This is a genomic window from Methylobacterium symbioticum (genome assembly GCF_902141845.1).
Classification (GTDB): Bacteria; Pseudomonadota; Alphaproteobacteria; order Rhizobiales; family Beijerinckiaceae; genus Methylobacterium; species Methylobacterium symbioticum.
Map to the genome: position 1 here is coordinate 1 of NZ_CABFPH010000074.1, position 25,680 is coordinate 25,680.

22 protein-coding genes are annotated in these 25,680 nt (G+C 70.4%); 18 read left to right on the top strand and 4 right to left on the bottom strand.

Annotation, left to right across the window (positions count from 1 at the left end; translation table 11 throughout):
• The 6 genes from MET9862_RS29545 to MET9862_RS20600 form a co-directional block, all read left to right on the top strand.
• Positions 1-535, top strand: a 535-nt coding sequence (locus MET9862_RS29545) for a hypothetical protein (RefSeq protein ID WP_438616639.1), incomplete at its 5' end; no start/stop codon positions are given.
• The gene (locus MET9862_RS20580) at positions 535-1,221 is read left to right on the top strand and encodes a TnsA endonuclease N-terminal domain-containing protein (protein ID WP_012752999.1); all 687 of its coding nucleotides are present in this window, start codon (positions 535-537) and stop codon (positions 1,219-1,221) included. The genes MET9862_RS29545 and MET9862_RS20580, both read left to right, overlap by 1 nt.
• Positions 1,222-1,440: 219 nt before the next feature.
• On the top strand, positions 1,441-3,687 hold the full coding sequence (locus tag MET9862_RS20585; RefSeq protein WP_244612818.1) for a TnsB C-terminal domain-containing protein: 2,247 nt from the start codon (positions 1,441-1,443) through the stop codon (positions 3,685-3,687).
• A gap of 10 nt (positions 3,688-3,697) precedes the next feature.
• On the top strand, positions 3,698-4,819 hold the full coding sequence (locus MET9862_RS20590; RefSeq protein WP_066923658.1) for an ATP-binding protein: 1,122 nt from the start codon (positions 3,698-3,700) through the stop codon (positions 4,817-4,819).
• Between the two features lie 10 nt (positions 4,820-4,829).
• The gene (locus tag MET9862_RS20595; RefSeq protein ID WP_066923656.1) at positions 4,830-6,689 is read left to right on the top strand and encodes a TniQ family protein; all 1,860 of its coding nucleotides are present in this window, start codon (positions 4,830-4,832) and stop codon (positions 6,687-6,689) included.
• 484 nt (positions 6,690-7,173) lie between these two features.
• Positions 7,174-7,518, top strand: a complete 345-nt coding sequence (locus tag MET9862_RS20600; RefSeq protein WP_012753004.1) for a hypothetical protein — start codon at positions 7,174-7,176, stop codon at positions 7,516-7,518.
• A gap of 13 nt (positions 7,519-7,531) precedes the next feature.
• Here the strand turns inward: MET9862_RS20600 and MET9862_RS20605 are convergent, their stop codons facing one another.
• Both MET9862_RS20605 and MET9862_RS20610 read right to left on the bottom strand, forming a co-directional pair.
• Positions 7,532-8,170 carry an RES family NAD+ phosphorylase gene (locus MET9862_RS20605; RefSeq protein WP_238231842.1) on the bottom strand — a complete coding sequence of 213 codons (639 nt, stop codon included), beginning with the start codon at positions 8,168-8,170 and terminating at the stop codon, positions 7,532-7,534.
• A 64-nt stretch (positions 8,171-8,234) separates the two neighbouring features.
• A complete protein-coding gene (locus tag MET9862_RS20610; protein ID WP_012753006.1) occupies positions 8,235-8,624 on the bottom strand; it encodes an MbcA/ParS/Xre antitoxin family protein in 390 nt (129 codons plus the stop codon).
• Between the two features lie 154 nt (positions 8,625-8,778).
• Here MET9862_RS20610 and MET9862_RS20615 point away from each other — a divergent pair, with 154 nt between their 5' ends.
• The 5 genes from MET9862_RS20615 to MET9862_RS20640 all read left to right on the top strand — a co-directional run bounded on the left by MET9862_RS20615 (position 8,779) and on the right by MET9862_RS20640 (position 14,568).
• Entirely contained in the window at positions 8,779-9,495 is a 717-nt protein-coding gene (locus MET9862_RS20615; RefSeq protein ID WP_142584743.1) for a multiubiquitin domain-containing protein, read from the top strand.
• Positions 9,488-9,925 carry a putative metal-binding protein gene (locus MET9862_RS20620; protein WP_043766874.1) on the top strand — a complete coding sequence of 146 codons (438 nt, stop codon included), beginning with the start codon at positions 9,488-9,490 and terminating at the stop codon, positions 9,923-9,925. Before MET9862_RS20615 ends, MET9862_RS20620 begins: the two co-directional genes overlap by 8 nt.
• Entirely contained in the window at positions 9,922-10,392 is a 471-nt protein-coding gene (locus MET9862_RS20625) for a Mov34/MPN/PAD-1 family protein (RefSeq protein ID WP_009865918.1), read from the top strand. The genes MET9862_RS20620 and MET9862_RS20625 overlap by 4 nt, the downstream gene beginning before the upstream one ends.
• Positions 10,389-11,756, top strand: a complete 1,368-nt coding sequence (locus tag MET9862_RS20630) for a ThiF family adenylyltransferase (protein WP_012753009.1) — start codon at positions 10,389-10,391, stop codon at positions 11,754-11,756. Before MET9862_RS20625 ends, MET9862_RS20630 begins: the two co-directional genes overlap by 4 nt.
• Before the next feature lie 1,567 nt (positions 11,757-13,323).
• Positions 13,324-14,568, top strand: coding sequence for a hypothetical protein (locus MET9862_RS20640; protein ID WP_066922165.1), 1,245 nt, complete (start codon positions 13,324-13,326; stop codon positions 14,566-14,568).
• Positions 14,569-14,574: 6 nt separating this feature from the next.
• Here the strand turns inward: MET9862_RS20640 and MET9862_RS20645 are convergent, their stop codons facing one another.
• Both MET9862_RS20645 and metB read right to left on the bottom strand, forming a co-directional pair.
• Positions 14,575-15,987 (bottom strand): hypothetical protein, encoded by a 1,413-nt coding sequence (locus MET9862_RS20645; protein WP_066922167.1) that lies wholly within the window; start codon positions 15,985-15,987, stop codon positions 14,575-14,577.
• Between the two features lie 1,224 nt (positions 15,988-17,211).
• A complete protein-coding gene (gene metB, locus MET9862_RS20650) occupies positions 17,212-18,375 on the bottom strand; it encodes a cystathionine gamma-synthase (RefSeq protein WP_142584745.1) in 1,164 nt (387 codons plus the stop codon).
• A gap of 205 nt (positions 18,376-18,580) precedes the next feature.
• Here metB and MET9862_RS20655 point away from each other — a divergent pair, with 205 nt between their 5' ends.
• The 7 genes from MET9862_RS20655 to MET9862_RS20685 form a co-directional block, all read left to right on the top strand.
• Positions 18,581-19,273, top strand: coding sequence for a GntR family transcriptional regulator (locus MET9862_RS20655; protein ID WP_142584746.1), 693 nt, complete (start codon positions 18,581-18,583; stop codon positions 19,271-19,273).
• A gap of 325 nt (positions 19,274-19,598) precedes the next feature.
• Positions 19,599-20,351, top strand: a complete 753-nt coding sequence (locus tag MET9862_RS20660; protein ID WP_142584747.1) for an ABC transporter ATP-binding protein — start codon at positions 19,599-19,601, stop codon at positions 20,349-20,351.
• On the top strand, positions 20,344-21,078 hold the full coding sequence (locus MET9862_RS20665) for an ABC transporter ATP-binding protein (protein WP_142584748.1): 735 nt from the start codon (positions 20,344-20,346) through the stop codon (positions 21,076-21,078). Before MET9862_RS20660 ends, MET9862_RS20665 begins: the two co-directional genes overlap by 8 nt.
• Before the next feature lie 46 nt (positions 21,079-21,124).
• Positions 21,125-22,345 (top strand): ABC transporter substrate-binding protein, encoded by a 1,221-nt coding sequence (locus MET9862_RS20670; RefSeq protein ID WP_142584749.1) that lies wholly within the window; start codon positions 21,125-21,127, stop codon positions 22,343-22,345.
• Positions 22,346-22,670: 325 nt separating this feature from the next.
• Entirely contained in the window at positions 22,671-23,576 is a 906-nt protein-coding gene (locus tag MET9862_RS20675; protein WP_142584750.1) for a branched-chain amino acid ABC transporter permease, read from the top strand.
• Positions 23,577-23,587: 11 nt separating this feature from the next.
• Positions 23,588-24,589 carry a branched-chain amino acid ABC transporter permease gene (locus MET9862_RS20680; RefSeq protein WP_142584751.1) on the top strand — a complete coding sequence of 334 codons (1,002 nt, stop codon included), beginning with the start codon at positions 23,588-23,590 and terminating at the stop codon, positions 24,587-24,589.
• Between the two features lie 211 nt (positions 24,590-24,800).
• Positions 24,801-25,680 (top strand): dihydrodipicolinate synthase family protein (locus MET9862_RS20685; RefSeq protein WP_142584752.1); only part of this gene is annotated, 880 nt, incomplete at its 3' end.

Genomic DNA, 25,680 nt, shown 5'->3' on the forward strand with positions numbered 1-25,680 from the left:
GCCGGAACTCGACCCGGATCGCGCCCACCGGCGGCCCGGGCGGGACGCCTACGGCGGCGTGCCGGTCGCGGGGAGCCCCCCCACGACGGAGCCCGACGGCGACGCCGTCCTCGGGCTCTTCGGTGCCCGGCCGGCCGCAGCCACGCCGGAGCCGCTCGGCGTCGCCCGCCTCTGCCTCGGTCTCCCGGACGCCCTCCTGCTCGACCACGCCCCCCGGTTCCGCAGCGAATCGGTCCTGCGGTCCGCGGCGGCGCTCGGGATCGAGCTGCGCTTCGGCCCGGCGGCCTCCGCGGGCGGGGCCGCGCCGGCGGCGGGCCTGGGGCAATGGCTCGCCGCGACCGGGGCCGCGGTGGCGACGGCCGACGGCCTGATGGCCGCGGTGCAGGATTGGCTCAGCCAGCACGACCTCGGCCGCTCGCGCCGGGACGGGCGGACCCCGCTGGACCGCTGGCAGGAGGGGGTGACGCGGTATCCAATCCGCCTGGGGGCGGCGGCCGCGCCCGCGCGGATGCCCGGCGCCGGGGCAGGGGCCTGATGTCCCGGACCCTGCGAAGCCGGCATGTCGGCAAGCCGAATCCGTCCCGCCGGATCGTCACCGGACGGCGGGACTGCATCACGGGCGAGATCCCCTCCGGCAAGCCGGGCATGGGCCACCGCATGGTGGCCTACGAGGGCCTCCTCGCGCGGGATTTCATCCTCCTCCTGGAGCAGGACGACGCCGTCCTGCGCTACCAGGAGGAGCCCGTCCCGTTCCGGTGGCACGACGGCGTCCGGTGGCACACCTACACGCCGGACTTCGCCGTCGAGATCGACGACGGGCGGCGCCTCTGCGTCGAGGTCAAGCCGCTGAAGCGGGTGATCAGGCTCGGCTGGGACGAGATCCGGCCCCGCTTGGCGGCGGGCGCCATCGCGGCCGGCTACCACGGCTTCGAGCTCTGGACCGAGGTCGAGATCGACGCGCTCCGGGTCGCGAACGCGGCGCTCGTCGCGAGCGAGCGAAGCTTCGTCGTCGACGAGGCGGAGCAGCACACCATCCGCGTCGTCCTGGACCGCTTCGGCGGCGAGGCCCGCGTCCGGGAGCTCCGAGCGGCCTCGGGCCTCGGGACCCGCGCCTTCCGGGCCGTCGTCGCCCTGGTCGCGCGCGGGGAAGCCGAGCTCACCGAACCCGGCCGACCGTTCGACGACCACGCCCTTGTCCGCCGTTCCCCGAGCCGGAGGTAGCCCCATGACAGGAGATCGGTCTCAGATCCGCACGCACCGCGGCGCGGTCGCGCTCGTCGACGGGATCCCCCACGCCATCGCGCGCGCCGCGGCCGGCGTCCTCTTGCGCCGGCTCGGGCCCGATCCCGTCACGCTTTTCCTGAGCGAGGCCGCGATGCTGGACCTTTGCCGCAGCGGGCGGCTGCGCGTGTCCGAGCCCGGGAGGGGGCGGCGTTGAACATGGGCGCTTGCCAGATCCGCCTGCAGGAGGGCGCCCTCGTCATCGTCGAGGGCGTCTACCACAAGGTGCTCTCGCGCGACGCGAGCGGCGTCACCCTGCGCACGCTCGGGGCGAGGCCGGTCTCGGTCACGAAGAGCCATGCCGAGCTGGCCGACCTCTACTTCGGCGAGCCGAGGCGCCTTCAACTGGTGGAGGACACGACCGCGGGCCTGCCCCAAGGCGTCCAGGACAACCTCCTCCGCACCATCGACACGTTCGATGTCCGCCAGCAGGACGCGGCGCTGATGCGCCTCGACTACATGCAGGCCTGCGACCGGTGCTTCGCCGAGCGGACCCACAAGAAGGTCCTGAAGGGCTACGCCGAGATCGCGAAGCTCGTCGCGGCGGAGCGTCGGCAACGGGTCATCGAGAACGAGGGCTCCCATCCCGACGACGTGCCGCTCGAACGGGTGAGCGGGTCCTCGCTGAAGGGTTGGTACGGGCGCTGGCGCAAGGGGGGCAGGGCCCTCGCGGCGCTGATCCCGTTGCACGACCAGAAGGGGCGGGCGGGTTTCCGCCTCGACCCGGAAGTCGAGGTGATCCTCGCCGAGCGGGTGCGCGAGGACTGGCTCATCCGGAACGGCCCCCCCCTCAGCCACGTCATCCTGTTCATCCAGGGCCGGGTCGAGCGCGAGAACAAGACGCGCGCCGTGCCCCTCGATGTGCCCGACGCCATGACCATCCGGCGCTGGGTGAAGGCGAACGTCAGTCGGTTCGACGAGATCTATCACCGCCAGGGCCCCGCGGAGGCGGAGCAGGCCTTCCGGCACGTCAAGAAGGCTCCTCAGGCGACGCGGCCGCTCGAAATCGTCGAGATCGACCACACGCCGCTCGACGTGCTGGTTCTGGAAGGCGACGGCACCCCGGCGCGGAACCGGCGTCGGAAGGACAAGCGCACCAAGCGCGTCTGGCTCACGGTCGCCATCTGTGCGGCCACCCGGATGATCGTCGGGTTCCATCTCAGCGAAGAGCGCCCCTCCTGGACCTCGGTGATGCATTGCCTGCGCATGGCGGTGCTGCCGAAGGACCTGACCCGCGTCCGCGTCGAGACGTCCTGGCCCGTGTTCGGCGTGCCGGAGGTGGTCAAGCTCGACAACGGACGGGAATTCCACTCCCGCTCGATGAAGGCGGCCGCCGGGCAGCTGCGGTTCGAGCTTCGCTACATGCCCCGGCGCAAGCCCCACCTGAAGGGCAAGGTCGAGCGGGCCCTCGGCACGATCGCGCGCGACTTCTGCGCCTACCTGCCGGGCCGGACCTTCCGGGACGTGCGCGAGCGGGGCGACTACGACAGCGTCGGGCAAGCCGCCCTGACCCTCGCCCAGCTCATCGAATTCTTCACGATCTGGGTCGTCGACATCTATCACAACCGCAAGCATGGCGGGCTGCTGGGACGCACGCCCCTGCAGCGCTGGCAGGACCTGATCGGCTACGGCACGCGCCTGCCGCCGTCGGCCGACGACCTCGACCCGCTCATCGCGCTCGTGGTCCCGAGGACCATCCAGCGGCACGGGATCACCTTCCTCGGGCTCACCTTCCAGTCGGACGAGCTGAAGGGCGTCCGCCGCAGGAAAGGCTTCCACTTCGGCGAGGAGTTCCTCGTCAAGGTCGATGCGTCCGATCTCGGCCACCTCCTCGTCCTGGTGGACGAGGAGGCCGGGTGGATCAGGGTTCCCTGCGACGACGCCTTGGCGGACGGCACCTCCCTTGCCGAGTGGCGCGACGTGGTCCGGACGGCGCGTCGCATGACGCTGGAGGGCCAGCGCGTCGCACGCGCGACCCTCGTCCGCGCGATGGAGCTGCTTCGCGCCGAATGCCGCAAGGCCGGCGTCAAGCCGCAGCGGTTGGCCAGCACCGACGTCGACTGGTTCCGCGAGCACGCGGACGACCCGATGTTCGAGGTGGCCTGGGACGTCGCTGACGAGAACGCCCACGAGGCCGAGCGGCTGCGGACCCGGCGCCCGAGGAAGGCCGCGCCGTCGGCCGCGGCCGACGGCCAGGCGGCGCCTGCGCCCCGCATCGGGCAGGGGGGCCGCAAGACCGGCGGGCGCCCGGTCCGCGCGGCGCAGGACGACTCGGTCGCCGCCCAGCCGGCACGATCACCGCCCGTCACCGCGGCGGCGACCGTGCCGGCGGCGACCATGCCGGCGGCGGCGGCCGACGACATCGGGTTCGATGCAGACGATCCCGATAACTGGACTGCCGAGTGAGGACCATCGCATGCTGCAAGCCCACGAAGCGGACATCTTCCGCCCCGACGTCACGGTCCTCGCCCCGCAGGAGGCCGTTCCCGCGCGCCGGGAGCGGTTCGCCACCCGTCTGAGCCCCCAGGATCTGGAGCGGCGCGCCTGGAAGAGACGCGTGAACACGATCCACGTGAACACGGACGTCGTCGTCAAGGCGGTCGCGCGCTTCGACCAGATGCTGGCCGACCTCGCCGACGACGTCGAGGGCCAGTGCCTTGTCGTTCCGGCTCCTTCCGGGGCCGGGAAGTCGCATCTGCTCGCCCGGCTGCAGATGCGCCCGTCCCTGGTGCCGTTCCGTGACGAGGTCGGCCCCGTGCGCCCGCTGGTGTTCATCAAGGCGCCCAGCCCCTGCACCCTGAAGACGCTGGGGCTCGCGCTGTACGTCGCCCTGACCGATCTGGAACTCAGCGCCACCCTGAAGGAGCACGACATCTGGCGCAGGGTCCGCCACCAGATGCACGCCCAACTCGTGTCGGTCGTCATGGTCGATGAATTCCACCACGCCCTCCGCGGGCGCACCGGCGACGAGCGGCGGGCCTTGGTCGAGACGCTGAAGAACCTCGTCCTCCCGGACCCGAACGACCCCCTGCGGCCGCCGGGGGCGGAGATGCGCCCCATCTCGCTCGTGCTCTCCGGCATGCCGTGGCTGAGGCGGGTGCTCAAGGAGGACTTCCAGTTGCTCCGACGCTGCATCTTCATGCCCATCAGGCCACTCGGCCACTCGGCGGCCTGTGTGAAGAAGGCGACGAAGTTCCTGGAGCTGATCGAGCCGCGGCTCGGCTTCCCGGCCCCCTCCGGCCTGTCCGAGCACGACATGGTCCAGCGCATGCTCAAGGCATCGGCGGGATACACCGGCCGGATGATGCACCTCGTCAAGAAGGCGGCCTTCCGCGCCATCCGAAGCGGCGCGCCGAGCATCAGCCAACTCGACCACCTAGCATTCGTCTTCGACGAGATCTTCGAGCTCGGCCCTCACCGGAACCCGTTCAGGGTGCCCGACATCTCGACCTGCCCGAAGCTGAAGGAGATCGAGTTCGACAAGCTCACCCGACTGATGGGAACCGCGCAAGCGGACATCGACCCGGACGACGCGTAGGAGGACGTCGGTGCGACTGACCATCATCCCGCCCGTCGTCGAGGGCGAATCCGCAGCGGCGCACCTGCTGCGCGCCTTCGACGTCAATGGCGAGCCGTGGAGCCGGGAACGCCTGAGGAGCGCCGGCCATGCCTTGAGCGACATCCTGCAGGGGCGCGCCGCCAAGCCCCTCGCGGACCGGCTCGGCCGTGACGGTGAGCCCTTCCTGCGATGGACCCCGGCGGAGGTCACCAAGCGGAGGGTCGTGATCGCCGGCGAGGAGATCCACCGGGACGACTGGACGACGAACGCGCGTCGCTGGTGCCCGCGCTGCTGGGACGACGACCTCCGCCGGCCGCGGTCCGGACGTCACGCCCATTGGAACGTTCACCGGCGCTTCTGGTGGGACGTGGCTGCCGTCCGCACCTGCCCGGTGCATCACGTCCTGCTGGCCGCGGCTTGCCCGACCTGCGGCGTGGACGTCACCTGGGAAGCCGGCTCGCTGACCCGGTGCAGGAACGGCCACCCCCTGCTGGCCTGCGAGGGCGTCGAGGTCGCGCCCGGCACGACCCTGGCGGACGCCTACGTGGTCGGCCGCCTCGGCGGCATGCCGAGGACGGAGGTCCCCATTCTCGACGGGCTGACGCTCGCAGAGGCTTGCGACGCCATGGAGCGGCTGGGCGTCGCCCGGCACGGGGGCGCCGACGGGGCCTTGTCGAAGTTTCCGGCGGAACGCCATCCCGAGGTGCTTTCGGCCGGCCTCGCCATCGCGCGGGACTGGCCGCGCGCCTTCGAGGCCCTGCTCGACGGGATGGCCGGAGCCGACCATGTCGGCCTCGGGGCCTGGGGCGCCGAACAGGTCTATGGCTACCTGTACCTGTGGGCGAAGCGACTGCCGGCGGGAGGGAGCGGTGACGCGGTGCGGGCGATCCTCTTCGCGCATCACGCGGCACGGGGTCCGGTCCACAAGACCTCGGTGGTGATCCGGCATGCCGATGTCCCCCTGGTCAGCCTCGCCGAGATCGCGGCCCAGTGCGGGCGCCGGCCGGAGTTCGTCGCCGGCTACGTCAAGGCCCTGGGTGCGTGGCCGGAACGGACCAAGCGGGGCACGCCCATCGGCATCACCCGCGAGACCGCCGCCGAGATCCGCGCGCTCCTCGACCGTGCGGTCCGCGCGGACGACCTGCCCGCCGCGCTCGGGCTGGCCAAGCGACAGGCCAGGATGCTGGTGGCCGCCCGCATCGTCCCGCCAGCCGAGATCCATCGTCGCGCCGGCATCAAGGCCGAGGTATTCGACCGGGGTGCCATCGACGCCGTGCTGGCCCGACTCCGCGGCCCAGCGCCGACCGTCGAGGCCGCTCCCGCCGGCCTCCTGCCGCTCGCGCGCGCCAGCCAGCACGGCAAGGTCGACGGCGTGCGCGGCACCTGCGCCATGATCTTGGCCGGACAGCTCCGGGTCAGGGCGGTCCTGCGGGACGCGCCCGGCCTCGCGGGGTTCCTCCTCGACCCGGAGGACATCAGGGCCGCGCGCCGGTCCCGCGGGGGCGGCGGCCTCACCCTCGCAGAGGTCGGCCGGCGCATCACGGTGCCGTCCGACGTCGTCGGCCTGATCGTCCGGCAAGGCCTGCTGACCGGGACCGCGACCGCATGCGGGGAGATCCTCGTCCCGGAGGATGCGTTGGCGGCCTTCGAGAGCGAGTACGCAACCACGGGGGCCCTCGCCAGGGACATCGGATCCGGCATTCGGTGGGTGCGGGAAGCCCTCGACCGGGCCGGCATCAAGCCGGTTTTCGCGACCGCCGGCCGTAAGGTCACGACGGTGTGGTCCCGGGAGGATGTACCGCGGGACCTCCGGCGCCGCATTCCCAGGACGCATGCGCGCCCGCTCTAACGGAGGTTGCGCCTCGGCGGCGGGATACGTGAGCGGACCGTGCGGGGCTGCCCCATCCGAGAGCCCGCGGCGGGCGCACCGGGCGCCCGGGTCCTGCGACGCGGCGGCCGCCGCCCGGGAACCCGAGAGACGCAAGAGGATGGCGGCCCAAGGCAATTTCGCAGCAGCGTGCTGCAAGATCGCGGGACCGGCCCAATACTCGCCGAAGCCCTCCCGTGCTTGAGGTCTCGTCGCGGGAAGCGTCCTGCGCCGAAGTCCGTCCCATTGTGCTCCTACAGCCGGGGAACGGGCTCGGCCCCCCAGCGCCGGCTCTCCTGCTTGTCGGCGATGGACCGATGGCCCCCAGCTTGCGCCGCGTTCAGGCTCCTCACGATGTCGGGGGCGCCGGCATGGTGTAATGACGGCGTGCCCGACCGTTCGGCCGGTCTCAGGGCACGGCATACGCTCGCGAAATCACGGCCCTTGTGGATGTTGGTGACACCGCATGTTTGACTGGCTCCGATCCCTCCTGCGCCGTCTCTGGCTTGGCCGTTCGGGCGACGCGCCTCGAACCGAACGTCCCGTTGAACCGCGGCACCGACAGGTCACGATCCGCCGCTACGGCGGTGGGGACAGGCCGCCGCCGCTGCACTGGAAGGCCTGCCACCCGTCGACGGTGAGGCGCTTCAAGGCCGAGATGACCTGCTCGCAGGGTCACGCGCTCGTGCTGAAGGACCACACGGTCACGGCGGAGGGCCGGGTCCTGCCGAGCGTCGTCTGCCAGGCTCGCGGCTGCACGTTCCACGAGTTCGTCCGCCTGGACGGTTGGGCGGCAGGCGAGCTGCGCTGAGGCGCGGCGGAGCTCAGGCGGCGAGCACGTCCTCCTCGCCGCCCAGGGTCTCTGGCCTGACCTCGCGCCCCTCGTCGTCGAACGCGTAGAGGAGGGCGATGCGGCGGCCGGTCCAGACGTACCGGTAGTGCACCGTCTGGATCGAGCGGCCGAGCACGCTTGCCCTGAGCACGGCCAGGCACGTCGCGCTTGAGCGCTCGGGAGGGTGGTAGAGAACCCCGTCGGCCTCGGAGGATACGCGGGCGCCGATCTCGCGGCACGCCTTCGCGTCGAGATCGGCCGGGACGTGGCGAAGGTCCACGAAGCGTCCCTCGGCCGGCGTCCGCAGCATGCGCATGTCGAGGCCGATGGGCGCCTCACGGGTCCGGGCGAGAAACCTCTCGCGACGCGCCACCGACACGGCGAGCGCGGTCTGGCGGTCCGCAGCCAGTTCCAGGCACGGCCTCAGGTGATCGAAGAAGCGGCTGCCCTCCGGGTTGCCGTAGGCGAAGGGCGCGTGGTTCCAGTTCTGCAGCCTCGGGGCATCGGCCGGGACCCCGGGTCGGAGCCGCGCGAGGCGGTCAATCGAGCGGAGGCGCGGGTTCGTGATGTCCTCGACCGCGACGAGGGCCTCGACCCTGCCGTCGGCCACGAGCCCGTCATAGACGGACACGGGCGGAAACCGGGACGGGATCAAGCGGAACGCGTCACCCTTCCACGTCGTCAGGGAAAAATCTTCAGCCGCCACGCTGAGCATCCAGGTAGATGCGGACCTTGTACAAGTCCGCGAATTTCCCCGAGAGCATGACGTCGAGCGCGCTCGCCCCATCGAAATACTCGTTCGGCGCCCTGATCCACTCGTCCCCACGCTCGTCTACGGTAAACAGGATGCGCAGCGCCTTCCAGATCGAGAGAAGGTGAGACACCCGCTCCGTCGTGTCCGGCGGGATGCTGCCCCCTTCCTTCTTCCACTTGAAAAACGTCGACCGCGCCGGCGAACCGAGAAGCGCGATCTGCTCGTCGGCGCTCAGGTGCCACCTGTCGGCCATCGCGAAGAACGCTTCGAGCTCCACAGGGAGCCGCGACGACCCAGCCTCGTTCCGGGCGCCGTGGGCAGAATTCGTCATCAACCCCTCCCTGGTCCAGAATCGGACTTGACGGCCGACCTAGTCCAGATACATACAGTCCCAGCCGAGACTGAAAGCGTCTTTTAGTCCAAGGCCGTCGTCCGTCAAGAGTGTGTACGGGAACGTCGGCGCGCGCCAGCAGGTGGAGACGAGGATGAAGGTTATGGATAACGCGCGGGCCCGCAGCTTCGTGTTCCCGGTGAACGGCACCCCGGTTCGCTTCGACGACGGCGAGGTCACCGGGCGTGAGGTCCTCACCAGGGCCGGCCTCTTGCCCGCGAGCGAGCACCAGCTCATCCTGGTCCGGGGCGGCCGCACCCACCTCGTGGGCACGGACGACAAGGTCGACCTCGTCGCCGAGGAAGGCGGCGCGTTTCGCGGCTTCCGCAGCGACCGCAGCTTCTCCTTCACGGTGGACGAGGTCGGCCAGGTCTGGGGTGACGGCCGGATCGAGGTCGACGAGCTCCTCGCCATCCTGCACGTCCCGGCAGGCCACGACCTCGTGCTGGAGCGCGAGGACGAGCCCGACAAGATCCTGCGGCCCGGCGGCGCGGTGTCGTTCGAGACTCGCGGCGTCGAGCACATCGTCTCGCGGCGCGCGCAACGGCCGGACTTCGTGCTGGTGACCGTGTTCACCACGAGCGGCGTTTTCCCGGCCGAGGGGGCGGTGCGGGTTCCCGCGACGACGCCGGTCGCGGACGTGCTGGTCCGCGCCGCGCGCAAGCTGGAGCTCGGCGACACCGCGACGTGGATCACGACCGTCGGCAACCGCGACATCGATCCGTCCGCCTCCTTTGCCGGGAACGGGCTCTCCGGCGAGGTCGAGATCGAGTGGGGGCCCCGCGAGGGCGGTGGGGGCGCCCGTGCTTGAGCTGCTCTCCCGGGCCGCGTTCGAGCGCGACGTGCGCCGCCTCGATTCCCGAACCGCGGCCCACCGCAACTGGACGGTCCTTCAGGCGGAGTATCCCGTGCTCGACGTGATCCTCGGGCATCCGACCGCCGCGCCCCTGAGGCTCCGTTTCACCTGCGTCGATTGGGACGACCTCCCCCCGTCGGTCGAACTGCTCGACGCCGCCGGGCAACACCTCTCGCAGGCTCCCCCCGGGGCCGGCGGCATCTTCCACCCCAGTCCCCATCCCGTGACCGGCCGCATGTTCGTCTGCATGCGCGGAACGCGCGAGTACCACACCCACTTCAGCCATGTCGGCGAGCGGTGGGACGGTTACCGCGGCCAGTCCGGCCTGGATCTGCTCGGCATCCTCGACCAGATCTGGCGCTGCTGGAAGAGGGCGGTCGGATGACAGCCGTCGCTTGCACCGCCGCCATCCTCGCGGAAACCCTCGACCGCCTCCGCGTCGGGGGGCGGCGCGGCGAGGAGCGCGCCGTGCTCTGGCTCGCGCGCTCGGCCTCGGCGGCGCCGACGCCCGTGCAGGAGGTCTACGAACCCGAGCAGGCCACCGCCGAGGACTACTTCCACCTGCCGCCCGCGAGCATGCGCGCGCTGATGGGGCACCTTCGCGCCCACCGTCTCAAGATCGTCGCCCAGGTCCATACCCATCCGGGCAGGGCGTTCCATTCCGAGGCGGACGACGCCTGGGCCATCGTCCGGCATCGCGGGGCCCTCTCCCTGGTGCTGCCGCGCTTCGCCGCGACGGCGACGCCCGGGACCTTCCTGGAGGAGGCGATGGTCTACGAGCTCTCGGACGCTGGACTGTGGGAGCATGTGCGCCGGCCGGGCGAGCGCATCCGCATCGAGGTGACGCCATGATCACGCCCGCCCAAGAGAACGCCCGGATGCTGGCCGCCATCCTCGGAAGCGACGAGGACGACGCGTCCGAGCGCCTCAACCGGGCGGTTCTGGTCACCGCTCCTCCCGGCGGCGCGGACGCCGCCTGGGCGGCGGAAGTGGCGGCCCTGCTCGCGCGGACCGTCGGCGTGGTGACCTCGCCGGCCGAGGAGGCGCAGCTCGAACTCGTCATCGGCGAGGCGGCCGCGCGGACGGACCTGCCCCGGCTGCACGCCGCCATCGACGCCGGCGGCGCCACCGTCGATGTCCGCCCCGTCGGGCGGACGGGCGGCCCGCCGCCCCATCCCCTGCTGGCCGCCGTCGCCGCATGCCCGGCGGCCGCCGCGACCCTGCGGATGCTGCTCGACGACCCGGCACTTCCGGCCGTCGCCTACCCGCTCCGGCTGGACTTCGACCAGCTCGGCGTGCCGGACGCGGCGCTCGCGACGACCGTCGATCTCTCGGACGCCGTGCTCGTCGGCGCCGGCGCCGTGGCCCACGGCTTCGTTCGCGCCCTGCGCCACCTGCGCGCCGTCGGCCGCCTCCGCATCGTCGACCCGAAAACGGTAGGCTCAGGCAATCCCAACCGCTGCCTCTACCTGGGCGACGAGGATGTCGGCCGCGACAAGGCCGTCGCGCTCGCCGAGCGCGCCGCGGCCGACTTCCCCGAGCTCGCGTTCGAACCACTCGTCCAGGACTTCTCGGCCTATTGCAAATCCGCGGGGCCGCCCGCCACGGCCATCGTCACGGTCGACAGCAGGCGCGCGCGGCGCGGGATCCAGAAGGAGCTTCCGGGCCGGGTCCTCGACGCGTCCACGACCGACGTGCGCGGCGTCGTCGTGCACTCGCACCGGCAGCCCACGCAGGATGCCTGCATGGCCTGCATCTACCGTCACGTTCCCGACGAGCACGCGCGGGAGCGCTCGATCGCGGATGGGCTGGGCGTCGACCTCGCCGCGGTCAGGGAGGGTTTCATCTCGGCCGAGGCCGCCGGGCGGATCCATCGGGCCCATCCCCAGATCGATCCCGCGGGGATCGTGGGCACGGCCTATGACAGCCTCTTCAAGCAGCTCTGCGCCGCACAGACACTGCTGACACCGGAAGGCAGGCAGGTGCTCGCCCCGTTCGCGTTCGTGTCGAGCATGGCCGGCGCCTTGCTGGTGGTCGAACTTCTGCGCTCGAACGCGGGGGCGGCGGCGACCAACTATTGGGCCGTCGATCCCTGGAAGGCCCCCATCGGGCGGCGCCGGCTGCGGCGGGCGCGCGATCCGCACTGCGAGTTCTGCTCCAAGCCCGAATCGGACGCGGCGGCCGAGCACCTCTGGGGCCGGAACGCGGCGGGGTGACCTGCCGACGCCGTGATCGCTCGGGCCCGCGGGACCGTTTTCCGGGGCGGCGCGCTCCGGGCGGCGAGGCGCCCGGAGCGTCGGGCGGCCCCTGAGCGAGGTGGTGTCGAGGCCGATCTCGGCGGCACGGCGCGAAGTGCCGCGACGCCGGCGGATGAGGCGGAAGAGCCGACGGCAGGCGGGCCCTTCGCCGGGCTCCGGGGCGGACCTCGGGGCGGGCGCCGAGCGGGGCCGGTCACGGCAGGCCGTCCGGGTCGGCCCTCCCGGGAAGGGGCGGCGCCGGAGCTGATAGGACGTCCACGCCCATCGAGCGTCGCCCGTCCGCGGGCCACGCCCAGACATGGTCCGGCAGCCGGGCTCGCTCGAAGGACAGGCTTCCCGGGAAGTCAGGACAAATTGTGTTGAGAGCGTTCCTTCGGCGAGGCCGGAAATCGGGACAAGCTTTCGCGATAGCTTGGCCCGCCGGCCCACGCCGGATCGGCCGTTCCAAGCCCCGGGCGGCGAGCCCCGCCCAGTGGGCGAGAGCGCTGGCCTGGCGATCGTAGAGCCGCCACCGTGGTGGCGAAGGCGCGGACGGGGGGCGAAGCCAAGGGCCGGGCTGATCGACCGCTACCGTCGCTTCGTCCGGCATCATCGCTCCGCCTCGCTCGGGAGCGGCGGAACGCCCACGGCATCGGACGCCACGCGCGGTCACAAGCCATGGACATCCGCGGACGTGTAACCACCGCGATCCGCGGGACGAAATCCAAAGAAAACGGCGAGACGTACGCGCCCCATCGTCGATTGCGGAGGTGAATATGAAAACGATCCTGTTTGCCGCTGCTGCGAGCGCCGCTCTTTACGCGTCGGCCCTCGCGCAAGGGGGTGCCCCGTACAATGCCAGTGGGCAACAGGCAGGGGGCCCGCGTGCGGGGATGGAGCGGCGTCTGGGAGTGTCGGTCAGCACCCCGACCGGGAGCCTTCTGCCGACACAGCGAAGGAGCGATGTTCGGAGCCGCTGCAGGCCGGATGGCAAGGGCCAATATGCCGGCGGCTACCGCGGCGAGTTGGCGCGCCGTGGATGCGCATAGCGAGGCTCGCTTGCCGAGAGGAATTCGGTCTGGTGCGCCGGGTGCATGGTCGGGCATCCGGGCGGCGACGCCGGCGCCTGACACCGCCCGATGAGGTGGGTCGAGTGCGGGCATGAGCCCTTTCCGCGACGACCGCCCGATCGGCCGGTTGCGGCATCGGCACGCGCGCACTTTCAGGGGTGAGCTGCGCGACGCTGATGTGCCAGCCGAGGTGACCCGGTTCGGCGAACGGGACAGCGTCGAGCTTCTCTCGCTGTCGAGTGCCGGGCGAGGATGGCCACGTGCACCGGCTCGTCACCTATCCAAACAGGGCGCACTCCATCGTGCGAGCGCGCCGCCATGGAGCCCGCGCAGGGCTTGATGGTCACCGCGGACCGACGGGATGCCCGCCCTTGGGAGCCGACGCCTCGGGGCATCCCTCGGGGAAGTTGCGCGGCAATCCCTGGCCCGCAGGGACCGGGTCGGCTATCCCCTCGCGCCTCACTGAGAGCGACGCGATGGCTGCCGATTTCCACGACTGGGACAAATCAGACGCATGGCAAACCGACCACCCGGTCATCCGGGCATTCGGCCGCCTGCGCACCACGGTCGCCCTTGGGAAGCTCGCCGGCATCGCATCCCTACCCGCGAGGTTGAGCCCGCGGCAGCGGGGCGTCCTCCTGGCAGCCCTGGAGCGGTTGTACGCCGGTGGCGTCCGGCCGAGCCTGGCCGAGGACACCCGGCGAGGCCTGGGAGCGATGGCATCGACCGGCGAAGTGACGTCGCGTGGCGTCGGCTGGCGTCAACTTGCCCCGACGCTCGGCCTCGGGGCGGGAGCGTTCGATCCGGATCGAGCCGCGGAGGAAGGGCGGCACCATCTCGTCGCACAGCTGCTCGCGATGTCGCCCAGATACTGGGCCGACCCGGTTCAGGCCATTCTGTTCACGGCCCTGCAGTACGGCTTGGAAGTCGCCCTCCGTCGCGGACGCTGCAAGCCCGAGCCGCTCAAGACGGAAGCGGTGCTCCATTACATCCAAAGCGCGGTCGAGCACCGTGTGATCCCGGCCATGGACGAGGCGGGAGCCGGCCTGCCGGAAACATACACGCTCGACCTCGGCACCGCCTCCATGCTGGAGGGCCGGGATCTTCTCGCGGCGGACCTCGCGGTCGTCGCCGGCGTGCACGTCCTCGGGCGCCCGATGTACCGGATCGTCCTCTTCCAAGCCAAGAACGCGACCGCGACGGGCTTGACCGACGTCGGGAGGAACGAGGGACGGCAGCTCGACACGTTCCTCTCGACCGGGATGGGCTGGTACCTCTTCTACCCGGCCTGGGCGAGGAAGGGGGCCTTCATCACGACCGTCATGCCGGCGACCGAGGTGTTCCACGATGTCTGGGCCCACGGTCAGGCGCCGGCCTTCGGGCAGGTCGACGCCTATGGCGGCGAGCGCTCGCCCGGGTGGGATTTCGCGTCGTTCGTCAGCATCGCCATGTCCTCCGGCCGCGACCTGTCGTTGGGGCGTCTCTTCCCGGACGCCGAGACCGCCGCCGAGGCTCTCTCGGACGACCGCAGGCAACCCTTGGCGGCCGACATCATCGCCATCGACCGGACGGGAAGGCTCGCGCTCCGCGACTTCATCGATGCGACCGCCAGCCTGGGGTACGGGGACGGACGGGTCTCGTCCTTTCCGTCCAGGCGTCATGCCGCGCACCGCCGCGACGAGGCGGGAAGTCCGGGCGACCCGTTTGCGCCCGGTTGGTGAGACCGTTCAGTCCGGCAGGCCGAAGGTCATCTCTCGGGCGAGGCAACCCGCGCGCAGCGAGGTGAGCCGGTCGCACGATTGGGCCAGCGTGCGGAGGACGTCCAGTTCCTGCGCGGGCGGCAAGAGATCGACGACCAGGCGCTCGACGTCGCGGTAGACGTCCTGCGACATCCAGGCGAGAAGGAACTCGGCCAAGCCGCGCCGCAGGGCTCGGTCGTCGCCGACGACCGCTCGGATCCGCCACTGCCACAGGCCCTTCTCCGCGTTGCCCAAATGGCGCCACACGGCGCGGGCGCCTGGGATATCCATGGGCAGGTCGGCAAGCTGGGCGTGCAAACGGACGATCATTTCCCCTGACGGAAGATCCCGTAGCGCCAAGACGAAGGCCTCCTCTCGCTCGGCGTCGGCCAACTCCGAGCGGACCGCGCGACGCCGGCGCGCGAGGTGCAGGAGGCTCAAGGCAGCGAACACCGCGCTTGCCGGCTCCGAGCCCTCCAAGGCGCGGACACCCGAGACGATTGCCGCCATGAAGGCCTCTGGATCGTCCTCGAAGAGCGGTTCGAGCCGAACGAGACGCCGGATGTCGTTGGCTTTCCAGGCGCGTGCGCCGGCGATGGCCCGCAGCCATTCCGCAGCGGCTGGCATGCCGCCAACCCTGTCCCGCAGGTCGGCACGGCCCTCAAGCTTCCCGAGCAGCGTTGGGAGCCACCTCTCGTCGGACAGAACGTCCCGGAAGGCGGCGAGGTAGTCTCCCGGGGGCGGTGCGCAGCGCTCGAAGAGGCGGGCTACCCCCCGTTCGATCGCGGGAGCAAGGATTTCCGCTTGAGCGAGGACGGCGGCGTCGAACGCGGTTCGGTCGCCTTCGACCATGGAACGCAGGCTGTGGAGCGCAAAGGCGTCGTCCCTGAAATCGAAGATGAGGTCGCTGACCGGCGCGGTCACGCCGAAGGCCAGCGCCGCCGTACCGTCCCCGCAGACCCGGAGCGGCGCGCCGTTCAGGAACGACAACAGGCGCCCGGGTTCGCCGCGCGCGCATCGAAAGCCTTGGGCGACGAACGCGGCGGCCTTCCCTCGAAGGTATGAGGATACTGGGTCGGAGGGCGCCCAGTGGCGTTGGATCTCCTCCAGGCACCGGATTGCCCGACCGCATCCTTCTTCCAGCGGCCAGGCGCCGTGCTCGATCGCCAGGATCGACAGCAGCGTGAACAAGGCGTGCTCGCGCTGCGTCAGCGGCGGTGTTCCGAACCGGTCGAACATGCCGATCCGGTCCCTCTCGCTCGGGACGTTGTCGCGTATCCAACGGTCGAAATCCTCTGCGACATCCGCCTCACGGAGCGGTTCGGGCAGCGCAAGGCGGGCAAGCCTCTTGATCGGGTGCGGGTCACCGTCGGTCGTCAGGTCAAGAGGTTGTACGCGCACGTGCTGTCTTCCTCTGCGGCTCCGGCCGTCGCGAATCCGCCACGTCGGCATTGTCCTTGCAGCCTTGCCGGAAGCAAAGTGGGGCGGACCGATAGGGCGGGCCCGCGAGAGCCATCGGGATGGCAGCTTCACCCGAAGTCGATCCCGCCCGCCGGTCGATTCTGGCCCCAGTTCCGGTTCCCGCCCCCGCAGGCGCAGGCACGACGGCCTTTTCGGGTTCGTGAAGCGGGGTCAGTCACGGCTCCTGTCCCGACCGAGCGCGGCCGACAGATCGCTTCCGCGCCTGGCTCCTGGGCTCGCGGACGCTCGTGGAGGCGCGTTCGACCCAGCGCATCCCGTCCGTCACCGGAGGCGGGCCAGACGGGGGCTGCCAGAGGCGTTCGGAAGGCCCCGTTCACGCCCTCCGTGCAGCCGCGACGCGCTGGCCTGATCGCGACAAACCCCACGAAGTTCAGCCTTCTCTGGCAATCGAGACAAACTTTGTTGAGAGCGCGCCTTCAGCGCACGCCAAAATCAGGACAGGCTTTCTAGAGAATTTATCCCGCCGGAGGGTGGGGGGCACGCCCGGCTTCTCCGATCATTCTTGCGCGGCCCCCATCCCGGCGGTTGGGTTGCTCAACCAGGCCGGCGAAGTGCGAACGAATTGTCATGGGGCCGCGTCCCGGACGACGTCGCGGAGCCTGCGGTCCCGCCGCGGATGCGCGACAAGGTTCGACGTTGTGGTTGAAGCCGACCCAGCTCGTCGGGAGATGTCGAGGCCCCGATCGATCCGGCGCAGCGAGCAAGTTCGGGCCGTGGCGGTGTCGAAACCGGTCGCCCTGGGTGCCGCAATCCGTCCCTGGCGTCCCCTTGCACTCAGATGGCCTTACGCTGGCGTGAGTGCAGCCTCATGGGAGCCCGCCAACTCCCCAAGCTCCGCCCCTCATCGGAGCGCAGGAGAGCCCTACGTTGTGCTATCGTGCCGAACGCATGAGCGCGCGACTAGGAGGGCTGCAGAGGCCGATTGTCATCAAAGTCAAAGTTCTTTGAGAGCAGCAGCACGCAAGGGCAATGTTCTAAGAGAGTCGAGTTAAATTCGATTGAGGAGGTCCCTCGGGCGGCCCCCGAAATCAGGACAAACTTCGTTGAGGAATTACATCGCATAATACGCGAATAGCAAATCAGCTACACACACCCTGAGCTGAATCAGATGTGAGTGACTTAGTGATCGCATGACAGACTCGTTCAGAGACGCCCGGCAGCCTCAAGGGCCTGAGACAGATCAGCCAAAAGATCCTCCTCCGCCTCAAGGCCGATAGACAGGCGAAGCAAGCCGTCCGTGATGCCGGCCTTGGTCCTTGCCTCGGGATCCATCGCCGCGTGGGTCATGGTGGGGGGGTGGGCTATCAGGCTCTCAACACCGCCGAGTGACTCGGCCAGCGTGAACACCTGCAAGGTGTTAACGATGCAACGCACTGCCTCGCGCCCGCCGACACAGGCGAAGCTGATCATAGCGCCGAAGCCGGTTTGCTGCGTCTTTGCGAGGGCATGACCGGGATCGGAGGGCAGGCCGGGATAGTGCACGCGGGCGACCGCCGGATGCGCCTCGAGGAAGGCGGCGAGCGCCGCGGCGGTCCGCTGCTGGCGCTCCACCCGCACGAAGAGCGTGCGGACGCCCCGGAGGGTGAGATAGGCGTCCAGCGGCGAGCCCGTGACGCCGATCGTGTTCGCCCAGGCCGCGAGATCCTCGCCGAGCGCCGCGTCGGCGGCGATGACCGCCCCGCCGATGACGTCGGAATGGCCGTTGAGGAACTTCGTCGTGGAATGCACGACGAGATCGGCTCCGAGGGCGAGCGGCTGCTGCAGGGCGGGCGACAGGAAGGTGTTGTCCACCACCGTGAGGGCGCCGGCGGCCTTGGCGAGGCTGGTCACGCGGCGGATGTCCACCACCCGCATGAGCGGGTTGCTCGGCGTCTCGATGAGCACCACCTTGGGCCCCTCGGCGAGCGCGGCCGCGAGCGCCGCGTCGTCGCCCTGATCGATGAACGCCACGCGATAGTGACCGCGGGCGCTGCGCAGGCTGAGCAGGCGGTGCGTGCCGCCGTAGCAATCGTGCGGCGCGACCAGAAGGTCGCCGGGCCGCAGGCTCGAGAGCGCGAGGTCGAGGGCGGCCATGCCGCTCGCCACCATGACGGCGCGGGCGCCGCCTTCGAGCTTGGCGATCGTGTCGGCGAGCTGGTCGCGCGTCGGGTTGCCCAGGCGCGAATAGTCGTAGGGGCCGGGCTTCTCGAAGGCGGGGAACTTGTAGGTGGTCGACAGATGGATCGGCGCGATGACGGCGCCGAAGGCCGTATCCTGCGCCACACCGTTGGTCGCGGCGATCGTGCGGGCCGCTCTTCCATCCGACATCGGGTCGCCCTCTCTGTGCGCGTGCCTTCGGCCCAGTCGTCCTGACCACCAGGCCCTGTGGCGTCGTTCTTTATAGGGGACGATGCGATCTTACAACCGAACAGATCCGGTAGCGATCGGCCCTCCTCGACAGACCGTGAGCCCGGCAGTGATTGCATCCGCGCCGGCCCTCCGGATAAAATATACGAAACGATCCGAGGCACCGATGCCCCCAGCGGCCCCCACCAGACCGGCGCCCGATCGGTTGCGCCACAAGACCGTATCCGCGGCAGTCGCCGACGCGCTGCGCCAGCGCATCCTCAACGGAGAGGTCGCGCCCGGCGTCGCCCTGCGCCAGGATGCGCTCGCGGAGGAGTTCGGCATCAGCCGGATCCCGATCCGGGAGGCCCTGCTCCAGCTCGAGGCGGCCGGCCTCGTGAAGATCGTGCCGCATCGCGGCGCCGTCGTCTCCGGCCTGTCGGTGGAGGAGGTCGAGGACATCTTCCAGCTCCGCGTCCAGCTGGAGCCGCCGCTGCTGGAACTCTCGGCGCCCCGCTTCTCCGAGGAGGATGTCCGGGCTCTGCGCAGCCTGACGCAGGAATACGGCGCCGCCCTCGAAGCCGGTCAGATCGAGCGCTGGGGCGAACTGAACCGGCGCTTCCATCTCGACCTGCTGCGCCATGCCGGCCGGCCGCGCTCGCTCAGCATCATCTCCGGGCTGCTGCAGGATTGCGATCGCCCGACCCGCCTGCAGCTCTCCGCCTCCGGTGACGTGGCCCGGGCCGACCAGGAGCACACGCAGATCGTGGCGCTCTGCGAGGCCGGCCGGATCGCCGAGGCTGCCGACCTGCTGCGGGCGCACATCGCGCATGCCGGCACCTCGCTCGTCGCCATCTATCGGCGCGCCCACGCTGCCTGAGACTTCGTTCGAGCGGGGGCGGCCGGTCTCGACCCCACCATTTCCGCTCATCCCATCGCCCCACCGCGTCCTGAGGTGCCGCGTCAGCGGCCTCGAAGGAGGCTCCAGGCGGCGCCGAGATCCCTGGAGGACTCCTTCGAGGCTTCCGCTACGCGTCGGCATCTCAGGAATGGGGTCGAGAGCGGGATCGACGGGCCGGAGCCCGCACGATCCGATCGGACAGGCGCCGGGGCCTGCGGTCGTCATGGGCCCTCCGACCGCACAGACCGCTTGACCGTCCGCAGATTTTATACAATCTACAAAACAGAGATTCGGCGGGGCGGCGATGTCGGATTGCGCATTGGAGACGGAGGGGCTGACCAAGGCGTTCGGCGGCTTCACGGCCGTGCGGGACGTCGACCTCAAGGTCCGGCGCCATGCGATCCATGCGCTGATCGGGCCGAACGGGGCCGGAAAGACCACGTTCTTCAACCTGTTGACGAAGGTTCACGCGCCGACGCGCGGCCGGATCCTCTATGAGGGCCTCGACATCACGGCCGAGAGTTCGGCGGCGATCGCGCGGCGCGGCATCGTGCGCTCGTTCCAGATCTCGGCGACCTTCCCGCACATGAGCGTGCGCGACAACGTCCGGGTCGCGCTGCAGCGGCGGCTCGGCACCCAGTACCGGTTCTGGCGCTCGGTGCGCTCGCTCGCGGTCCTCGACGACGAGGCGATGGCGCTCCTCGCCGATGTCGGCCTCGCGGACTACGCGGAGGCGAACGCGGCCGACCTGTCCTACGGGCGCAAGCGGACGCTCGAGATCGCCACGACGCTCGCCCTCGACCCGCCGCTGCTGCTCCTCGACGAGCCGACCCAGGGCATGGCCATCGACGACGTCGACCGCATCAAGCGCCTGATCCGCCGGATCGCGGTGGGCCGGACCATCCTGATGGTCGAGCACAACATGTCGGTGGTGGCCGATCTCTGCGACACGATCACCGTGCTCCAGCGCGGCGAGATCCTGGCCCAGGGCAGCTATGCCGAGGTCTCCGCGGACCCGGCGGTGAAGTCGGCCTATCTCGGAGGCGGGCATGCCTGAGGCCACGACCGGCGCCGCGACCGGCGCCGCCACCGTCCTGGAGATCCGCGGGCTCGAAGCCTGGTACGGCGAGAGCCACGTCCTGCACGGGATCGATCTCAGCGTCCGCGAGGGCGAGTGCGTGACGCTGCTCGGCCGCAACGGCGCCGGCCGCAGCACCACGCTGAAGGCGATCCTCGGCCTGACCGACCGCCGCGCCGGCTCGGTCCGGGTGCGCGGGCAGGAGACGATCCGGCTCAGCACGCACAGGATCGCGAGGCTCGGCCTCGGCTACTGCCCGGAGGAGCGCGGCATCTACCGCTCGCTGACGACGCAGGAGAACCTCACGCTCCTACCCCGGCTCGGGCCGGACGGGATGTCGGTGGCCGAGGTGCTGGCGATGTTCCCCAACCTCGCCGAGCGGGCCGATAGCGGCGGCGGCCGGCTCTCGGGCGGCGAGCAGCAGATGCTGGCGCTCGGCCGCATCCTGACCACGGGCGCGCGCATCCTGCTCCTCGACGAGATCACGGAAGGCCTCGCGCCCGTCATCGTCGAGGCGCTCGGCCGCGCGGTCGCGCTCCTCAAGAGCCGCGGCTTCACCATCGTGCTGGTCGAGCAGAACTTCCATTTCGCCCGCCACCTCGCCGACCGCCACTACGTGATCGAGCACGGGCGCGTGGCGGCGGAGATCGCGGCCGGCGAGGTGGCGGCGCGCGAGGCCGAGGTCGGACGCCTGCTCGGCGTCTGAAGGCTGTCTTCAGGATTCAGGTCATCAGGACGAAGGAGGCGGGGTCATGCGGTCACGGTTCATCGGGTGCGTGCTCGGCGCGTCGATCGCGTCGTTCACCGGCGCGGCGCTCGCCGCCGACGCGGTCAGCGACGGCGTCGTCAAGATCGGCATCCTGAACGACCTGTCGGGCATCTATTCCGACTTCACCGGGCGGGGCTCCGCGGTGGCCGCGCAGATCGCCATCGACGAGATGGGCGGCAAGGTGCTGGGCGCGCCCATCGAGCTCGTCGCCGCCGACCACCAGAACAAGCCCGACATCGCGGCCAACCTCGCCCGCGAATGGTTCGACCAGGGCAAGGTCGACATGATCGCCGACTTCCCGACCTCCTCGACGGCGCTCGCCGTGATGGAGATCGCCAAGCAGAAGAACCGCGTGACGATGCTCTCGGCCGGCGTCGCCATGGCGGCGATCAACGAGAAGTGCTCGGCCCTCAACGCGCAGTGGATGGTCAACACCTACGCGCTCGCCGCCGGCACGGCCAAGGCGCTGCTCAAGACCGGCCGCAAGAGCTGGTACTTCGTCACCGCCGACTACACCTTCGGCCATTCCCTGGAGAAGGACGCCTCCGCCGTGGTCGAGGCCGAGGGCGGCAAGGTGCTCGGCGTCTCGCGCCACCCCTTTCCGGGCGGCGATTTCTCCTCGTTCATGCTGAAGGCTCAAGGCAGCGGCGCCCAGGTGATCGCGCTGGCCAATGCCGGCAGCGACACGATCAACGCCGTGAAGCAGGCGGCCGAGTACGGCATCGGGCGCAGCGACAAGCAGGTGATCGCCCCGCTGCTGACCTACATCACCGACGTGAAGAGCTTAGGCCTCGCCAAGGCCCAGGACATGTACCTGACCGAGGCCTTCTACTGGGACTACGACGACCGCTCGCGCGCCTTCGCGGAAAAGTACTTCGCCAAGATGAAGCGCATGCCGAGCGCCTCGCAGGCGGCGGTCTACTCGGCCGCCCTGAACTACCTGAAGGCGATCCAGGCGGCAGGCACCGACGAGGCCGGCGCGGTGATGGCCAAGCTCCGCACCATGACCATCGACGACGCGGTGATCCGCAACGGGCATCTGCGCGCCGACGGCGCCCTCGTCCACGACATGCTGCTCCTGCAGGTGAAGAAGCCGGCGGAATCGAAGCGCGACTGGGACTTCTACAACGTCCGCGCCGTGCTGAAGGGCGAGGACGTGTTCCCGAAGCCCTCCGACGCCTGCCCGCTCAACGCCAAGGGTTGAGCGCCCGACCCTCCCCCCCACGGATCTCGGGCTTGCCCGAGATCCGCCAACCTCTGCCCAAGTCGGGCAGGCCCGGCTTGGGTGGGGGGAGGGTGCCTCGCGGATGCGAGGCGGGAGAGGGGAACCCAGTCTCAGACGTTGTCGCAACGTCGATGCCGAGCCCTGTTCTCCACCGACGCACCCCTCTCCCGCCCCCCTTCGGGGGCCACCCTCCCCCATCCCAAGTCGGGCCTGCCCGACTTGGGCACGGGCAAGCGGATCTCGGACAGGTCCGAGATCCGTGAGGGGAGGGAGATCCCGCCCATCCCAACCCGCCGGTGACCCCATGACGGACATCACCCTCCAGGCCTTCATGGCCCAGCTCACGATCGGCCTCATCGGCGGCTGCTTCTACGCCATGCTCAGCATGGGGCTCGCGATCATCTTCGGGCTCTTGAACATCATCAACTTCACCCACGGGGCGCAGTTCATGATGGCCGCCTTCCTGGCCTGGATCGGCCTGACGCAAGTGGGCCCCTGGCTCGGCTATCCGGACTTCCAGATCAACTTCTGGGTCGCGCTGGTCCTGGCCCCGCTCTGCGTCGCGCTGTTCGGCATGGGCATCGAGCGCACCCTGCTGCGCCGGCTCTACCACCTCGACCACCTCTACGGCCTGCTCCTGACCTTCGGGGTGGCGCTGGTGATGGAGGGGGCCTTCCGCTACGCCTTCGGCGTCTCGGGCCAGGGCTACGAGCCGCCGGAGATCCTGCAGGGCCCGGTCGATATCGGCTTCATGCTGCTGCCGAAATACCGGATCTTCGTCGTCGCCGCCTCGCTGCTGATCTGCTTCGCGACCTGGTACCTGTTCGAGCGGACCAAGCTCGGCGCGTATCTCCGCGCCGGCACCGAGAATCCGCGCCTGCTCCAGGCCTTCGGCATCAACGTGCCGGTGATGATCACGCTGACCTACGGCTTCGGGGTGGCGCTCGCCGGCATCGCGGGGGTGCTCGCCGCGCCGATCATGCAGGTGACGCCGCTGATGGGCGGCAACCTCCTCAACATCGTCTTCGCCGTGGTGGTGATCGGCGGCCTCGGCTCGATCCTCGGCGCGATGATGACCGGCCTGGCCCTCGGGCTGATCGAGGGCCTGACCAAGGTGGTCTACCCGGAGGCCTCGACCGTGGTGGTGTTCGTGATCATGGCGATCGCCCTGCTCGTGCGCCCGGCCGGGCTGTTCGGCCGCGAAGCCTGAGGGGAGGGGCCATGTCGACCACCTTCAAGATCTTTCTCGTGCTCTGCGCGGCGGCCCTCGCCGTGCCCTTCGTGCCGGGCCTGATCTACCCGGTCTTCGTGATGAAGGTGATGTGCTACGGGCTGTTCGCCTGCGCCTTCAACCTGCTGCTCGGCTTCACCGGCCTCGTCTCCTTCGCCCACGCCGCCTTCCTCGGCAGCGCGGGCTACGTCACCGGCGCGCTGATGATCCGCTTCGGCAGCCACCCGCTCGGCATGCCCGCCGCCTTCGCGGCCGGCATCGCGGCGGCGGCGCTGGTGGGCTTCGCCATCGGCGGCCTCGCGATCCGGCGGCGGGGCATCTACTTCGCGATGATCACGCTGGCGCTCTCGCAGATCGTCTACTTCCTGGCGGTGCAGTTCCGCTGGACCGGCGGCGAGGACGGGCTCCAGGGCATTCCCCGCGGCAGCCTGTTCGGCCTCGACCTCACCTCCGACACGACGATGTACTACGTGACCCTGGCGCTGTTCGCGGCGGGCTTCCTGTTCGTCGACCGGGTGGTGCACTCGCCCTTCGGCCAGATCCTGCAGGCGGTGCGGGACAACGAGGCGCGGGCCGTCTCGCTCGGCTACGACGCCGACCGCTTCAAGCTCCTCGCCTTCGTGCTCTCGGCGGGCGTGGCGGGCTATGCCGGCGCGCTGAAGGCGCTCGTCTTCCAGCTCGTCTCCCTCAACGACGTCTCGCTCCACACCTCGACCGAGGTGGTGCTGATGACCCTGCTCGGCGGCGTCGGGACCATCTTCGGGCCGCTGGTCGGCGCCGCCTTGGTGGTGGGCCTGCAGAACTACCTCGCCACCATCGGCGACCTCGTCACGGTGGTGATCGGGCTGATCTTCATCGTCTGCGTCTCGTTCTTCCGGCGCGGCGTCGTCGGCGAGTTCCTGCATCTGCGCCGGCGCCGGGCCGAGCGTGCGACCCGGCGGCCCGCCCTCAGGCCCGCGCCGGAGACGGAGGCCGCCGCCGAAGCCGCCTGACGCCCGGCCAGAGCCCTGGTTCCCACGCGCTCTCTTCCACCGAACCGGCCTTCGCTTCGGCCCGAGAGCGCACCGACCCGATCCCGCGCCCGTCGCCGACGGGCCCGACACCGAGATCCGCCGCCACGCCCGGGCCGACGCGTGTGCGGACCAGAGAGATTGCGCCCGAAGTCGGCCCGGACCCATCACCCCCATCGAAGGACCAACGACCATGTGGACCGGTGTCACCCCCGCCGTCACGACCAAGTTCAACGCCGACGGCAGCCTCGACCATGCCGAGATGGAGCGCTGCTTCGGCCTCCAGATGCAGGCGGGCTGCGACGGTATCATCGTGTGCGGCTCGCTGGGCGAGGGCCCGATGCTGTCGCAGGACGAGCGCATCGCGGTGCTCCAGCGCGCCCAGGCGGTCGCCCAGGGCAAGCCCGTCCTGATGACGGTCTCCGAGGCCGGCACCCGCGAGGCCTGCGCGCTGGCCGCCAAGGCGGCCAAGGCCGGGGCGAGCGGCCTGATGGTGGTGCCGAGCCCGATCTACCACACCGATCCGGCCGAGACGGTCGAGACCCTGCGGGCGGTGGCGGCCGCCGGCGACCTGCCGGTGATGATCTACTCCAACCGCGTGGCCTACCGGGTCGACGTGACCCCCGAGATCATGGAGGAGCTCGCCGCCGACAGCCGCTTCGTGGCGATCAAGGAATCCTCCGACGACATCCGCCGCACCACCGAGATCATCAACCGCCTCGGCGACCGCTACGCCGTGCTCACCGGCGTCGACAACCTCGCCTTCGAGGCGCTGGCGGTCGGCGCCTGCGGCTGGGTCGCGGGCCTCGTCTGCGCCTTCCCCGAGGAGACGGTGGCGATCTACCGGCTGATGAAGGCCGGCCGCTACGACGAGGCGCTGGCGATCTACCGCTGGTTCCGCCCGCTGCTCGACCTCGATGTGTCGACCTACCTGGTCCAGAACATCAAGCTCGCCGAGGCCCTCGCCATCGGCTCGACCGAGACCGTGCGGGCCCCGCGCCGGCCGCTCACGGGCCAGCGCCGCGCCGCGGTCGAGGCCACCGTGCGCGCCGCCATCGCGGCGCGCGCCGCCC

What these genes read in the sequence shown, in the direction of transcription:
- MET9862_RS20580 (WP_012752999.1), top strand. Translation starts at nt 535, where the DNA reads ATGTCCCGGACCCTGCGAAGCCGGCATGTCGGCAAGCCGAATCCGTCC.
- MET9862_RS20585 (WP_244612818.1), top strand. Translation starts at nt 1,441, where the DNA reads ATGGGCGCTTGCCAGATCCGCCTGCAGGAGGGCGCCCTCGTCATCGTC.
- MET9862_RS20590 (WP_066923658.1), top strand. Translation starts at nt 3,698, where the DNA reads ATGCTGCAAGCCCACGAAGCGGACATCTTCCGCCCCGACGTCACGGTC.
- MET9862_RS20600 (WP_012753004.1), top strand. Translation starts at nt 7,174, where the DNA reads ATGTTTGACTGGCTCCGATCCCTCCTGCGCCGTCTCTGGCTTGGCCGT.
- MET9862_RS20610 (WP_012753006.1), bottom strand. Translation starts at nt 8,624, where the DNA reads ATGACGAATTCTGCCCACGGCGCCCGGAACGAGGCTGGGTCGTCGCGG.
- MET9862_RS20615 (WP_142584743.1), top strand. Translation starts at nt 8,779, where the DNA reads ATGAAGGTTATGGATAACGCGCGGGCCCGCAGCTTCGTGTTCCCGGTG.
- MET9862_RS20625 (WP_009865918.1), top strand. Translation starts at nt 9,922, where the DNA reads ATGACAGCCGTCGCTTGCACCGCCGCCATCCTCGCGGAAACCCTCGAC.
- MET9862_RS20630 (WP_012753009.1), top strand. Translation starts at nt 10,389, where the DNA reads ATGATCACGCCCGCCCAAGAGAACGCCCGGATGCTGGCCGCCATCCTC.
- MET9862_RS20640 (WP_066922165.1), top strand. Translation starts at nt 13,324, where the DNA reads ATGGCTGCCGATTTCCACGACTGGGACAAATCAGACGCATGGCAAACC.
- metB (WP_142584745.1), bottom strand. Translation starts at nt 18,375, where the DNA reads ATGTCGGATGGAAGAGCGGCCCGCACGATCGCCGCGACCAACGGTGTG.
- MET9862_RS20655 (WP_142584746.1), top strand. Translation starts at nt 18,581, where the DNA reads ATGCCCCCAGCGGCCCCCACCAGACCGGCGCCCGATCGGTTGCGCCAC.
- MET9862_RS20660 (WP_142584747.1), top strand. Translation starts at nt 19,599, where the DNA reads ATGTCGGATTGCGCATTGGAGACGGAGGGGCTGACCAAGGCGTTCGGC.
- MET9862_RS20665 (WP_142584748.1), top strand. Translation starts at nt 20,344, where the DNA reads ATGCCTGAGGCCACGACCGGCGCCGCGACCGGCGCCGCCACCGTCCTG.
- MET9862_RS20670 (WP_142584749.1), top strand. Translation starts at nt 21,125, where the DNA reads ATGCGGTCACGGTTCATCGGGTGCGTGCTCGGCGCGTCGATCGCGTCG.
- MET9862_RS20675 (WP_142584750.1), top strand. Translation starts at nt 22,671, where the DNA reads ATGACGGACATCACCCTCCAGGCCTTCATGGCCCAGCTCACGATCGGC.
- MET9862_RS20680 (WP_142584751.1), top strand. Translation starts at nt 23,588, where the DNA reads ATGTCGACCACCTTCAAGATCTTTCTCGTGCTCTGCGCGGCGGCCCTC.